We start from the raw sequence: 12,649 nt of genomic DNA, 5'->3' as shown, positions 1-12,649 counted from the left end.
CCCCCTCCCGCACGCAAGACGGGAGGAAGCAGGCGAGCTCACCCATCCAGCTGCGCCAGCCGGTCCGCCTCGTCCTGCGACACCAGCGCACCGATCAGCTCGCCCATATCGCCCGCGACGATTTCCGGCAGCCGGTGCAGCGTCAGGTTGATCCGGTGATCGGTCACGCGGCCTTGCGGGAAATTATACGTCCGGATCCGCTCCGATCGATCGCCCGACCCGACCATCGATTTGCGCGCGCCCGCGCGCTCGGCATGCAACCGGTCGCGCTCCGCCTCGTAGAGCCGCGTCCGCAGCACGCGCAAAGCCTTCGCCTTGTTCTTGTGCTGCGACTTCTCGTCCTGCTGGATCACCGTCAGCCCGGTCGGGATATGGACGATCCGCACGGCAGAATCGGTCGTGTTGACCGACTGGCCGCCCGGCCCCGACGAGCGATAGACGTCGATGCGCAGGTCCTTGTCGTCGATCTTGACGTCGACCTCCTCCGCCTCGGGCAGCACCGCGACGGTCGCCGCCGAGGTGTGGATCCGGCCGCCCGCCTCGGTCGCGGGCACGCGCTGGACGCGGTGGACGCCGCTTTCGAACTTCAGCTTCGCGAACACGCCCTGCCCCGTGACGCTGGCGACGACTTCCTTGAAGCCACCCGCGTCGGACGACGATCCCGAGATCATCTCGACCCGCCAGCCCTGCGATTCGGCATAACGCTGGTACATCCGGAACAGGTCGCCCGCGAACAGCGCCGCCTCGTCGCCGCCAGTGCCGGCGCGCACCTCAAGCATCGCCGAGCGCTCGTCTGCGGAATCGCGCGGCAACAAGGCGAGCGCGAGCTTGCGGTCCGCGGTCTCGAGCAGCGTGCGATTCTCGTGCAATTCCTCCGACGCCATCGCGCGCAGCTCGTCATCGGCGTCCTCGGCCATGAAGGCGAGACTCTCGGCCTCCTGCCGCAGCCGCCGCACCTCGGTCGCCGCCTGCGCGACGGGTTCGAGCTCGGCATATTCCTTCGACACCGCGACGAAGCGGTCCGACGGCAGGTCGCCGGTCGACATCAGCGCCTGCAACTCGTCCCGCCGCGCCTCGATCGCGCGGATGCGGTCCGGGGAGATCTGGGTCATGCAGCCGCTCCCACTTGCGTCATCCCAGCGAACGCTGGGATCCAGGGTGACCGGGCGCAGCCTTCATGGCGCTGGATCCCGGCCTGCGCCGGGATGACGGGGAGGCTCAACGCAGCGCCTCCGCCAGATCGGCGAACGCGACCTCGGTCTGCGTGCCGGTCGCGAGCGCTTTCACCGCGCCCACGCCCTTGGCGAGCTCGTCATCGCCAAGAATGATCGCAAACCGCGCGCCGAGCGCATCCGCCTTCGCCATCCGCGCCTTCATCTTGCCCTTGTACGCCATCTCGACCGCCACGCCCGCACGCCGCAGGTCCGCAACGATGCCGGTCGCGCGTGCTTCGGCCGCGGCACCCATCGGCACGACCACCGCGTCGATCCCCGCCGCCGCCGGCTCGTCGAGCAACATCGCCAGCCGCTCGACCCCCGCCGCCCAGCCGACACCCGCCGTCTCGGGCCCGCCGAGCGACCCGATCAGCCCGTCATAGCGCCCGCCGGCCAGCACCGTCCCCTGCGACCCCAACCGGTCGGTCACGAACTCGAACGCGGTGTGCCGGTAATAATCGAGCCCGCGCACCAGCCGCGCATTGCGTTCCCACGCGACACCCGCCGCATCGAGCCCCGCAGTCACCGCGTCGAAGAACGCGCGCGCCTCGGGCGTCAGATACGCGTCGATATCGGGGGCGCTGTCCGCGATCGGGCGGTCCTTCGGATCCTTCGAATCGAGGATCCGCATCGGATTCTTCTCAAGCCGGGTCAGGCTGTCCTCGGACAGCTCGCCGCGATGCGCCTCGAAATGCGCAACCAGCGCCGCGCGCCATGCCTCACGCGTCTCGGCATCGCCCAGCGTGTTCAGCTGCAACGTCACGCCGTCGGCGATGCCGAGCTCGCGCAGCAGCTGGTCCGCCAGCACCAGCAGTTCGACGTCCGCCGCGGGCTCCGCCGCGCCGATCACCTCGGCGTCGATCTGGTGGAACTGCCGGAACCGGCCCTTTTGCGGGCGTTCATAGCGGAACACCGGGCCGCTCGTCGTGATCTTGAGCGGCGCGAACTGCTGCCAGCCCTCGGTCAGATAGGCACGCGCGATGCCCGCGGTGAATTCGGGGCGCAGCGTCAGCGAATCCCCGCCGCGGTCCTCGAATGTGTACATCTCCTTCGACACAACATCGGTCGTCTCGCCGAGCGAGCGCGCGAACACCGCGGTGGATTCGAACACCGGGATGTCGATCCGCTGGAAGCAATAGAGCGCACGCACGCGTTCGAAGGTGCTGAGAACATGCGCGAAACGGCGCTGCTCGTCGCCGAAGATGTCCTGAGTGCCGCGGATGCGACGCGGGGTTTCTGTTCTGGCCATGATGCGCGCGTATCTAGGCGACGTGCCCGCGAAGCGCTAGCGCCGTCACATGAGCAACGACGTCCGCTATTGGGGGCTCGGCCGGCGCATCGCCCCGCCGCGCTTCGTGCTGTTCGCATGCGTCTTCGCGATCGGCCTCGTTGCGCTGATCCCCCGACTGGGGCTGGGCCGCGGCACGATGGCGGCGTTCGATATCGCCGCGGTCCTGTTCCTCGCCACCGTCGCAACCCTGTTCGGCAACGCCACCGCGGAACGGATGCGGCGCTATGCGGACGAGAACGACGCCAACCGCGCGGTGCTGCTGGCGTTCAGCGGGACGATCCTGATCGTCGTGCTCGTCGCGGTGGCGAAGGAATTGCAGGGCAAGACCGATCTCGTCGCGATCCTGATCTCGGTCGCGACGCTCGTGCTCGCCTGGCTGTTCTCCAACATGGTCTACACGCTGCATTATGCGCATCTGTTCTACAGCGACGCCGCGGATGGCAGCGACGCGGGCGGGCTCGATTTCCCGTCCTGTGCCGAGCCCGATTACTGGGACTTCGCCTATTTCGCCTTCACGCTCGGCATGACCTTCCAGACCTCCGACGTCGAGATCACGTCGCGGCGCGTGCGCAAGGTCGCGCTCGGCCAGTGCATGGCCGCGTTCGTCTTCAACATCGGCGTGCTCGCCTTCACCATCAACGTGCTCGGCAGCAGCTGACCCTGCCCCTTCCGTCATCCCTCTTCCGTCATCCTGACGAAAGTCAGGATCCAGAGCCATAAACACCACTGCCCGTAACCCTGGATCCTGACTTTCGTCAGGATGACGGCGCATGTGGCAAAGCGCGACGCACCAAACGCCTGCGACGCGAAACTATACCCCCCGGCAAAGGGCTGGACGACTGCCCTTTCTGCCGCTTACACCTTGACCATCGTCTCTTTGCCGGAAGGCCTTTTCCTTGATCCGCAAGCTTCTCGTCGCATCCCTGCTCGCGTCTGCACTTCCCGCGGTCGCGCAAGTCCCCGCCGGCAACACCGCCCCTCAACCGGTGCCGTTCGTCGACACGATCCCCGCCGCACAGGACACGCCCTATCCCGGCACGATCCTGCTCGACATCGACGCGACCGATACCGAGCGCGGCATCTTCCGCGTCAAGGAGACGATCCCCGTCGCCAAATCGGGCAAGATGGCGCTGCTGTTCCCGAAATGGCTGCCCGGCAACCATGCGCCACGCGGCGAGATCGAGAAGCTCGCCGGGCTGGTGATCCGCGCGAACGGCCGGATCCTGCCCTGGACGCGCGATCCGGTCGACGTCTACGCCTTCCACATCGACGTCCCCGCGGGCACCAGACAGCTCGACGCGACCTTCCAGTTCATCTCCGCGACCAAGGCGGACCAGGGCCGTGTCGTCATGACCCCGACGATGATCAGCCTCCAGCCGAACTCGGTCAGCCTCTATCCCGCCGGCTATTATACGCGTCAGATCCCGGTGAAGATGACCGTCACCTACCCGACCGGCTGGACCGCCGCGGGTGCGGTCCCCGCCAAGGTCTCGGGCGCGACCTATGCCTATGACCGGACCAATTACGAGATCCTCGTCGATTCGCCGATCCTCGCGGGCAAATACGGCAAGGTCTGGCCTTTGAGCCCGAAGGTCGACCTCAACGTCTTCGCCGACACCCCCGACCAGCTCGCCGCCAAGCCCGAACAGATCGACGCGCACAAGCGGCTCGTCGACCAGGCCGCGCGCACCTTCGGCGCCGAGCATTATGATCACTACGAGTTCCTGCTCTCGATCACCGACCAGCTCGGCGGGATCGGGCTCGAACATCATCGCAGCTCGGAAAACGGCGTCCGCCCCGGCTATTTCACCGAATGGGAGACGGGCGCGTCGGCGCGCAACCTGTTGCCGCACGAATTCACGCACAGCTGGGACGGCAAGTTCCGCCGCGGCGCCGACCTGTGGACCCCCGATTTCCGCACGCCGATGCGCAACTCGCTGCTCTGGGTCTATGAGGGCCAGACGCAGTTCTGGGGCTATGTGCTCCAGGCGCGCTCGGGTCTGGTCAGCAAGCAGGACACGCTCGACGGCTATGCCTCGATTCTGGGCACCTACGACACCGCGCAGGGTCGCCAGTGGCGCCCGCTGATCGACACCACCAACGATCCGGTCATCTCGTCGCGCCGTCCCAAGGGCTGGACCAGCTGGCAGCGGTCGGAGGATTACTACAATGAAGGGCTGATGGTCTGGATGGAGGTCGACGCGATGCTCCGCCAGAAGTCGGGCGGCACCAAGTCGATCGACGATTTTGCCAAGGCGTTCTTCGGCATCCGCAACGGCGATTATGGCGAGGTTACCTACACGTTCGACGACGTGGCCAAGACGCTGAACGGCATCCTGCCCTATGACTGGGCCGGCTTCCTCAACACGCGGCTGACCGAGACGGGCAAGCCCGCGCCGATCAATGGCTTTGCGATGAACGGCTACAAGCTGGTCTATGGCCCCGTGCAGAGCCCGTATCTGAAGCAGGCGGAGAAGACCCGCGGCACTGATGTCAGCTATTCGCTGGGCTTGGTGATGAACAAGGACGGCGTCGTGACTGCCTCGATCTGGGACAGCCCTGCGTTCCGCGCCGGGATCGACGTCGGCACCGAAATCGAGGCGGTCAACGGCGAATCCTACTCGTCGGACCGCATGAAAGCGGCAATTCTCGCGGCCCAGGGCACCAAGCTGCCGATCCGTCTGACTGTAAAAAACAACGAGCGATTCCGCGACGTCTCGCTCGATTACCATGACGGCCCGCGCTATCCGCGGCTCGAGAAGGTCGGTACAGGTGACGGCGGACTGGACAAGTTGCTGATGCCGCGCTGACAGTTCCGATATTTTTCCGGTGCCGGCCGCCTCCCCAAGGGGAAGCGGCCGGCACCGCCATTTCTGAAAGGACCGCCATGCGTATCGACCTCATCCCGACGGGCAAGAATCCGCCCGAAGACCTGAACGTCATCATCGAAGTCCCGACCGGCGGCGAGCCCGTGAAGTACGAGTTCGACAAGGCATCGGGCGCGCTGTTCGTCGACCGCATCCTGCACACGCCGATGCGCTACCCCGCGAATTACGGCTTCGTGCCGCACACGCTCAGCCCCGATGGCGACCCGCTCGACGCGCTCGTGATCGCGCGCTCGCCGTTCATCCCCGGCTGCGTCGTCCGCGCGCGCCCGATCGCGGTGCTCAACCTCGAGGACGAGGCCGGCGGCGACGAGAAGCTCGTCTGCGTCCCCGTCAACGACGTGTTCCCCTATTATTCGAACGTCGGCGGCCGTGCCGACGTGCCCGAGATCGTGTTCGAGCAGATCGAGCATTTCTTCACCCACTATAAGGACCTTGAGAAGAAGAAGTGGGTCCGCGTCGGCAAGTGGGGCGATGCCGAGGAAGCCAAGCGCATCACGATTGAGGCGATCGAGCGCTACGAAGAGGCCAAGAAGCAGGGCGACGAGCCCATGAACGCGGACGACGCCGCAGGCCGCTAATTACAAAAGACCGAAGTCGAAGCGGCGCGCACCCGGCGCGCCCTTCGACTGCGCTCAGGGCGAACGGGGCCGCGAACTACGCCCCCCGTTCGTGCTGAGCGAAGTCGAAGCACCTGCCCCGCCCTTACGGCGCCGGCCGCTCCGCCTGCGCTTCCGCCAGGTACAGCGAGAACAACCCTGCCGGATCGGTCCATTCGCGGATCGGCGTCCACCCGCCCGACCGCAACAGGATTCGCGCATCACGCGACCCGTATTTGTGGCTGTTCTCGGTGTGGATCGTCTCGCCCGCGGCGATATCGAACGGCCGCCCCTCGATCGTGAACGCGGCATCGCGCTGCGCCTCGAGATGCATCTCGATCCGCGCGCGGTCGTCGTTCCACACCGCCTTGTGCCGGAACGCCTCAACCGGCACGTCGGCGTCGAGCTCGCGGTTGATCCGCTCGAGCAGGTTCATGTTGAACGCCGCGGTCACGCCCTGCGCATCGTCATAGGCGGGGACCAGCACCGCTGGATCCTTGATCCGGTCCATCCCGATCAGCAGCATCGCGCCGATCCCGAGCGACGCGCGCATCGCCTTCAACAGGTCGACCGCCATCAGCGGGATCATGTTGCCGATCGTCGACCCCGGAAAGAAACCGAGCTTGGGCGTGTCCGCGATCGTCTTCGGCAATGCGAGCGGCCGCATGAAATCCGCCTCGAACGGCAGGACCAGCAGCTCGGGGAATTGCGCCGCAAGCACGCGCGACGATTCGCGCAGGAAATCGCCCGAGATATCGATCGGCACATAAACCGACGGCGCCACCGCGCTCAGCAGGATCGGCGTCTTGGTCGACGACCCCGACCCGAATTCGACCACCGCACGTCCCGCGCCGGCAATCTCGGCGACCTCGGGGCAGGCGGTCTCGAGGATCGAGCGCTCGGTCCGCGTCGGATAATATTCGGGCAGGTCGGTGATCGCCTCGAACAGCTCCGACCCGCGCCGGTCGTAGAACCAGCGCGCCGGAATCGCGCGCGGCCGCCGTTCCAGCCCGGCGAGCACGTCCGCCCGGAACGCAGGATCGGCCAGACTCTGCTCGCCGTCTTCGATTTCACGCTTCAACATCAGATATCCTTGGCGAGCCGGACGCCGGTGAACTGCCAGCGCTGGTGCGGGTAGAAGAAATTGCGGTAGCTCGCCCGCGCATGGCCGCGCGGCGTCGCGCAGCTCCCGCCGCGCAGCACGAACTGACCGCTCATGAACTTGCCATTATACTCGCCGACCGCCCCCTCGACCGCGCGGAAGCCGGGATAGGGCCGATAGGCGCTCCCCGTCCATTCCCAGACGTCGCCGAAAAAGGCCGGGTCGCCCGCGCGCGCCGGCCGCGGCTCGACCGGGCCCGCCGCATCCATCTGATTGCCGCCATCGCCGGCATAGTCCGCCGCAACGGCCTCCCATTCGGCCTCGGTCGGCAGCCGGACGCCCGCCCAGCTGGCATAGGCGTCCGCCTCGTAGAAGCTGACATGCGTCACCGGCGCCGCCGGATCGATCGCGCGCCGCCCGTCGAGCCCGAACCGCGTCCAGCCCCCGTCGCGCTCTTCCCAGTACATCGGCGCGACGATGCCCTCCGCCTTCACCCAGGCCCAGCCATCGGCGAGCCAGTGGCGCGGCTCGCTATAGCCGCCATCGGCAATGAACGCCGCCCATTCGCCATTGGTCACCGTCCGGTCGGCGATCGCGTGGCGCGCGAGCAGCGTGTCGTGCCGCGGCGTCTCGCAATCGAACGCGAAGCCGTCGCCGTCATGCCCCATGCGCGCGATCCCGGCGTCGCGTTCGATCCAGCCGATCGCGCCCGGCATCTCGACCGGCACCTTGCGCGGCGCAGCCCAGACCGCGGGCTCGAGCGGATTTTCCGAAAACAAATGGAGGATGTCGGTCACCAGCAATTCCTGGTGCTGCTCCTCGTGATGGCAGCCCAGCGCCACCAGCTCGCGCGCCGCCTCGGGCAGGTCGGGCAGCGCCGCGATCAGCGCCGCATCGACATGCGCGCGGTACGCGCGGACCTCGTCGAGCGTCGGCCGCGTGATCATCCCGCGCCGGTCGCGCGCATGCCGCCGGCCTTCGGCCTCGTAATAGCTGTTGAACAGGAACGGGAAGCGTTCGTCGTGCAGCCGGTAGCCCGCGACATGATCGCGCAGCACGAACGTCTCGAAGAACCAGCTGGTATGCGCGAGATGCCATTTGGTCGGCGACGCGTCGGGCATCGACTGCACCGTCGCATCCGCATCCGACAGCGGCGCGGCCAGCGCGATCGACAGGTCGCGCACGGCGGCGAACCGCGCACCGAGCGCGTCTGTATCAGGCAGGGTCGCAGGATTATGGGTGGGGACGGGGTTCGGCATCGACTGTCCTCGTGCGGGCGATGCACGCGGCATGACCCCTTATAAAAGGATGCAGCGATACGGAGCGCTATCCGCGCGTTGCCCCCGGTCGCCAAAGAACGTCGCTCGCCCCGTTTTGGTTCACCGCACGCGCGGCGACGAACAGGAAATCTGACAAGCGGTTAACATACGCTAATGCCAGCGGATTGATCGGGTCGTCGACCGCGACCACCGCGCGCTCGGCGCGGCGCGTGATTGCGCGCGCCAGATGCAGCGCCGCGGCACCCGGCGATCCACCCGGCAGGATGAAGCTGGTCAGCGGCGCCATCTGCGCGGTCATCGCGTCGATCTCGCCTTCGAGCCGCTCGACCTGCGAACCGATGATCCGCAGCGTCATTTCGGACGGCGCGAAATCCTCGCCCGGCGTCGCGATGTCCGCGCCGAGATCGAACAGGTCGTTCTGGATCCGCTCGAGCGCTCGGCCAAGCGGATGATCGCCCAGCGCCACCGCGGCCACGCCGATCGCGCTGTTCGCCTCGTCGACATCACCGATCGCCTGCATCCGCGGGCACGCCTTGGACACGCGCGATCCGTCGACCAGCCCCGTGGTCCCCGCGTCGCCGGTCCGCGTGTAGATCTTGTTCAGCTTTACCATAACGTTAGGCCCTTCGGGCTCAGGTCCGGCCCGCGGCGAACAGGATCAGCACGACGATCAGGATCGCGATCGCCTGAAAGAAGATGCGCTGCTGCATCATCCGGTTCGATTTCAGCGACGCGGCGCTCGGCCCCCCGTCCTTCACCTGCGCCGACTGGTCCTGCAGGAACGTCACCACCCCGCGCACCAGAGCAACGAGCGTCGCGATCATCGCCGCGATCAGGAGGATGACGAGGAAGGTGTTCATGACGACAATCTAGGCATGCGCGCGCCGCCCCGCAATGGCCGTTCCGCCGGTCGTCGGACAAGCCTCGAAACGGGCGGAATTCTACGCTGACAGCCCCGATCTTCCCGGCTAGCATCGTGACAAATGGGGGAATGAGTATGCGTAACGGACGGATCGGCGCCAGCCTGGCGATGCTGGCTATGTTGAGTGCGTGCGGCGGAGACTCCGGCGCGGTGTCGGGATCGACCGGCGGGACGCCCGGGGTGTCCACCCCGACCACCGGCACGACCACCCCGACGACCGTCGCCGGGTGCAGCCTGCGTGAGCGGCAGGACTGGGCCGCGGCGCAGCTGCGCGAATGGTATCTGTTCCCCGAGACGCTGCCCGCCAGCCTCGACCCGACGCCCTATACGACCGTCGACGCCTATATCGATGCGCTCACCGCGACCGCGCGCGGCCAGCGCCGCGACCGCTATTTCACCTATCTGACGTCGATCAAGGAGGAGGACGCCTATTATGAGGCGGGGTCCAATGCCGGCTTCGGCTTCCGTCTCGGCATCGATGGCAGCGGGCGCCGCGCCTATGTCATCGAATCCTTCGAAGGCGGCGCTGCGCTGGCGGCGCAGGTCGATCGCGGTGCGGAAATCGTCGCGATCGGGACCAACGCCAACACGCTGCGGACCGTCAGCGCGATCTTCGCCGCAGAGGGCAGCGCGGGCGTCTCGACCGCGCTCGGCCCGGACACGGTCGGCACCAGCCGCGTGCTGCAGATCCGCGACGCGCAGGGCACGCGCGACATCACGCTGACCAAGACCGATTTCGCGCTGCTCCCGGTCTCGAGCCGCTACGGCGCGAAGGTCATCGCCGATGGCGGGCGCAACTATGGGTATATCAACCTCCGGACGTTCATCTCGACCGCCGACCCCGCGCTGCGCGCCGCCTTTGCCAGTTTCCGCGCGCAGAACGTCACCGATATCGTCATCGACCTGCGCTATAATGGCGGCGGGCTGATCTCGATCGCAGAGTTGATGACCGACCTGCTCGGCCGCAACCGCGCGACCTCCGAAGTGTCGAGCTACACCACCTTCCGCACCGAAAAATCCGCCAACAACACGACGCGCTTCTTCGCGCCGCAGCCCGAATCGATCGCGCCGACGCGCGTCGCGTTCATCGGCACGGGCGGGACCGCCTCGGCGAGCGAACTCGTGATCAACGCGATGATCCCCTATCTGCACAGCGCTGCCGGGCTGATCGGCACGAACACCTATGGCAAGCCCGTCGGCCAGATCGGGCTCGACCGCGCCGCCTGCGACGACCGTCTGCGCGTGGTCGCGCTGTCGACGCAGAACGCCGCACGCCAGGGTGCCTATTATGACGGTCTTGCCGGCACGGTCGAGGCGAGCTGCCGGGCCGAGGACGATATCCGCTATCCGCTCGGCGACCCGCGCGAAGCCTCGACGCGGCAGGCGATCGACTTCCTCGCCGGCCGCAGCTGCCTGCCGGTCACTGCGACCGCAGCCACCGCGTCCGCCCGCACCAGCACGCCCGCGCCGACGACCGACCTCCCCACGCGCGCGCTGCTCATCCCCGACCACCCCAGCACGCCGCAACGCGAAGTCCCCGGCCTCTATTGATCCGCCCGGCGCGACGGGGCCGGGTCACCCCACCCACCCCGTCAATCCCGCTCACCCAGTCCTCCGCGCTCACCCGCCCACCCCGTCACCCTGACGAAAGTCAGGGCCCAGAGCCAAACACGCCGCACCCCGTAACCCTGGATCCTGACTTCCGTCAGGATGACGGCGAATAGGGCGTATCCTCCGCCAGCATCCCGCGCACCCGCGCCGCAACCGCGAGCCCGTCCTCCCCCCGTTCGCGCATCGCCGCGAGCGAGGGCGCGCCGGTGCGCTTGGCGAGCCGCGCGCCGTCCGCCCCCAGCATCAGCGGATGATGATGATAACGCGGCGTCGGCAACCCCAGCAGCGCCTGCAACAGCCGATGCACGTCGGTCGCCGCGAACAGGTCGTCGCCGCGCACCACGTCGGTGACACCCTGCGCCGCATCGTCGAGCGTCACCGCGAGATGATAGCTGGCGGGCGCGTCCTTGCGCGCGAGCACCACGTCGCCCTGCGCCGCCGGATCGGCCCGCACCGTCCCCGCCCGCGCATCCACCCAGTCGAGCGGTCCCGTGACGCTGAGCGCCGCGGCCATGTCGAGCCGCCAGCAATGCGCCTCGCCCATCCGCGCCGCGACCTCGGCGGGCGCCAGCTTCCGGCACGTCCCCGGATAGACCGCGGCGTCTCCGGCATGCGGCGCCGACAGGCTCGCCGCGATCTCCGCGCGCGTACAGAAACACGCATAGAGCAGCCCGCGCGCGTTCAATCCATCGAGCGCCGCCTGATAGGATGCGAGCCGCGCCGACTGATGCGACAGATCGTCCCAATCCAGCCCCAGCCAGCGCAGATCCTCCACGATTCCCGCGACATGCTCGGGCCGGCTGCGGCCCATGTCGATATCCTCGATCCGCAGCAGGAACCGCCCGCCCCGCGCCCGCGCAAAGTCGTGCGCGCGGATCGCCGACAGCGCATGGCCGAGGTGCAGCCGCCCCGTCGGACTGGGCGCGAACCGCGTCGTGACGAATTCCGCGCTGTTCACTGGACTTGACCCCATGTCCCGCGCCGTGCTGTCATGACCCTGTCATGCCGGTGCGCGAAAGCGCGTCCGGGACTTTTGTGGGAGGAGCCGTGTTTCACCCCGACCTGATACGCCACCCGGATGGATGTCCGGCGCTCGTGCTTAACGCCGATTACACGCCGCTCTCCTATTATCCGCTCAGCGTCTGGCCCTGGCAGACCGCCGTGAAGGCCGTCTTCCTCGATCGCGTCGATATCGTCGCCAATTACGAACGCGAGGTGCGCAGCTCGAGCTTCGCGCTCAAGCTCCCCTCGGTGATCGCGCTCAAGCAATTCGTCAAACCGTCGCAATTTCCCGCCTTCACCCGTTTCAACCTGTTCCTGCGCGACAAGTTCACCTGCCAATATTGCGGCAAGCTGCGCGATCTCACCTTCGACCATGTCATTCCGCGTGCGCAAGGCGGGCGGACCACCTGGGAAAATGTCGTCACCGCCTGTGCGCCGTGCAACCTCAAAAAGGGCGGGCGCACCCCGCGCCAGGCCGCGATGCCGCTCCATCTCGAGCCGATCCGCCCGACCAACTGGCATCTGCACGAACATGGCCGCAGCTTCCCGCCGAATTATTTGCACGAAACCTGGCATGATTGGCTCTACTGGGACATTGAACTCGAAGCGTGACCGTCCGGCCGCGCAGCACTGTGCGGGAGACGGGTCGATGCGGGTGATGATGGGTGTGATCGCGGCGGGACTGATCGTCGCAGGGGGCGGCGACAAGGACGCGCAGCGCGCCGAGGCGGATGCCGGCGCGG

General features: G+C 67.3%; 12 protein-coding genes. 5 read left to right on the top strand and 7 right to left on the bottom strand.

Annotation, left to right across the window (positions count from 1 at the left end):
* Nucleotides 1-38: 38 nt before the first annotated feature.
* Nucleotides 39-1,112, bottom strand: coding sequence for a peptide chain release factor 1 (prfA, locus tag sphst_RS01455; RefSeq protein WP_107045050.1), 1,074 nt, complete (start codon nt 1,110-1,112; stop codon nt 39-41).
* Between the two features lie 106 nt (nt 1,113-1,218).
* Complete coding sequence (gene hisS / locus sphst_RS01450; RefSeq protein ID WP_107045049.1) at nt 1,219-2,463, bottom strand: histidine--tRNA ligase; 1,245 nt, start codon at nt 2,461-2,463, stop codon at nt 1,219-1,221.
* Between the two features lie 49 nt (nt 2,464-2,512).
* Between hisS and sphst_RS01445 the strand changes: the two genes are divergently transcribed.
* The 3 genes from sphst_RS01445 to ppa all read left to right on the top strand — a co-directional run bounded on the left by sphst_RS01445 (nt 2,513) and on the right by ppa (nt 5,971).
* On the top strand, nt 2,513-3,163 hold the full coding sequence (locus sphst_RS01445) for a DUF1345 domain-containing protein (protein ID WP_031393173.1): 651 nt from the start codon (nt 2,513-2,515) through the stop codon (nt 3,161-3,163).
* 238 nt (nt 3,164-3,401) lie between these two features.
* Nucleotides 3,402-5,315, top strand: a complete 1,914-nt coding sequence (locus tag sphst_RS01440) for a M61 family metallopeptidase (protein WP_031393174.1) — start codon at nt 3,402-3,404, stop codon at nt 5,313-5,315.
* A gap of 77 nt (nt 5,316-5,392) precedes the next feature.
* Nucleotides 5,393-5,971: an inorganic diphosphatase gene (gene ppa, locus sphst_RS01435; RefSeq protein WP_031393175.1), complete on the top strand. Its 579-nt coding sequence runs from the start codon at nt 5,393-5,395 to the stop codon at nt 5,969-5,971.
* Between the two features lie 124 nt (nt 5,972-6,095).
* On the opposite strand, the gene egtD is transcribed toward ppa, so the two are convergent.
* From egtD to sphst_RS01415, 4 genes are all read right to left on the bottom strand, one after another.
* Nucleotides 6,096-7,073 (bottom strand): L-histidine N(alpha)-methyltransferase, encoded by a 978-nt coding sequence (gene egtD, locus sphst_RS01430; RefSeq protein ID WP_037531658.1) that lies wholly within the window; start codon nt 7,071-7,073, stop codon nt 6,096-6,098.
* Nucleotides 7,073-8,350: an ergothioneine biosynthesis protein EgtB gene (egtB, locus tag sphst_RS01425; RefSeq protein ID WP_107045048.1), complete on the bottom strand. Its 1,278-nt coding sequence runs from the start codon at nt 8,348-8,350 to the stop codon at nt 7,073-7,075. The genes egtD and egtB overlap by 1 nt, the downstream gene beginning before the upstream one ends.
* Nucleotides 8,351-8,417: 67 nt before the next feature.
* Nucleotides 8,418-8,984: a cob(I)yrinic acid a,c-diamide adenosyltransferase gene (locus tag sphst_RS01420; protein ID WP_031395689.1), complete on the bottom strand. Its 567-nt coding sequence runs from the start codon at nt 8,982-8,984 to the stop codon at nt 8,418-8,420.
* A 19-nt stretch (nt 8,985-9,003) separates the two neighbouring features.
* A complete protein-coding gene (locus sphst_RS01415; RefSeq protein ID WP_031395690.1) occupies nt 9,004-9,231 on the bottom strand; it encodes a twin transmembrane helix small protein in 228 nt (75 codons plus the stop codon).
* A gap of 137 nt (nt 9,232-9,368) precedes the next feature.
* Between sphst_RS01415 and sphst_RS01410 the strand changes: the two genes are divergently transcribed.
* Entirely contained in the window at nt 9,369-10,844 is a 1,476-nt protein-coding gene (locus sphst_RS01410; RefSeq protein WP_234387251.1) for a S41 family peptidase, read from the top strand.
* Between the two features lie 154 nt (nt 10,845-10,998).
* On the opposite strand, the gene gluQRS is transcribed toward sphst_RS01410, so the two are convergent.
* Nucleotides 10,999-11,877, bottom strand: coding sequence for a tRNA glutamyl-Q(34) synthetase GluQRS (gene gluQRS / locus sphst_RS01405; RefSeq protein WP_107045047.1), 879 nt, complete (start codon nt 11,875-11,877; stop codon nt 10,999-11,001).
* Nucleotides 11,878-11,951: 74 nt separating this feature from the next.
* Here gluQRS and sphst_RS01400 point away from each other — a divergent pair, with 74 nt between their 5' ends.
* Nucleotides 11,952-12,518, top strand: a complete 567-nt coding sequence (locus sphst_RS01400) for an HNH endonuclease (RefSeq protein WP_107045046.1) — start codon at nt 11,952-11,954, stop codon at nt 12,516-12,518.
* Nucleotides 12,519-12,649: the final 131 nt, after the last annotated feature.

The sequence above is a fragment of the Sphingomonas sp. STIS6.2 genome (genome assembly GCF_000732685.2).
Lineage (GTDB): Bacteria > Pseudomonadota > Alphaproteobacteria > Sphingomonadales > Sphingomonadaceae > Sphingomonas > Sphingomonas aerolata.
The sequence above is the reverse complement of the archived record's forward strand: the minus strand, read 5'-3'. Positions and strand labels throughout refer to the sequence as shown.

Bases quoted from the DNA above. Each gene is read 5' to 3' on its own strand.
- hisS (WP_107045049.1), bottom strand. From the start codon at position 2,463: ATGGCCAGAACAGAAACCCCGCGTCGCATCCGCGGCACTCAGGACATC.
- sphst_RS01445 (WP_031393173.1), top strand. From the start codon at position 2,513: ATGAGCAACGACGTCCGCTATTGGGGGCTCGGCCGGCGCATCGCCCCG.
- egtB (WP_107045048.1), bottom strand. From the start codon at position 8,350: ATGCCGAACCCCGTCCCCACCCATAATCCTGCGACCCTGCCTGATACA.
- sphst_RS01420 (WP_031395689.1), bottom strand. From the start codon at position 8,984: ATGGTAAAGCTGAACAAGATCTACACGCGGACCGGCGACGCGGGGACC.
- sphst_RS01415 (WP_031395690.1), bottom strand. From the start codon at position 9,231: ATGAACACCTTCCTCGTCATCCTCCTGATCGCGGCGATGATCGCGACG.
- egtD (WP_037531658.1), bottom strand. From the start codon at position 7,073: ATGTTGAAGCGTGAAATCGAAGACGGCGAGCAGAGTCTGGCCGATCCT.
- prfA (WP_107045050.1), bottom strand. From the start codon at position 1,112: ATGACCCAGATCTCCCCGGACCGCATCCGCGCGATCGAGGCGCGGCGG.
- ppa (WP_031393175.1), top strand. From the start codon at position 5,393: ATGCGTATCGACCTCATCCCGACGGGCAAGAATCCGCCCGAAGACCTG.
- gluQRS (WP_107045047.1), bottom strand. From the start codon at position 11,877: ATGGGGTCAAGTCCAGTGAACAGCGCGGAATTCGTCACGACGCGGTTC.
- sphst_RS01410 (WP_234387251.1), top strand. From the start codon at position 9,369: ATGCGTAACGGACGGATCGGCGCCAGCCTGGCGATGCTGGCTATGTTG.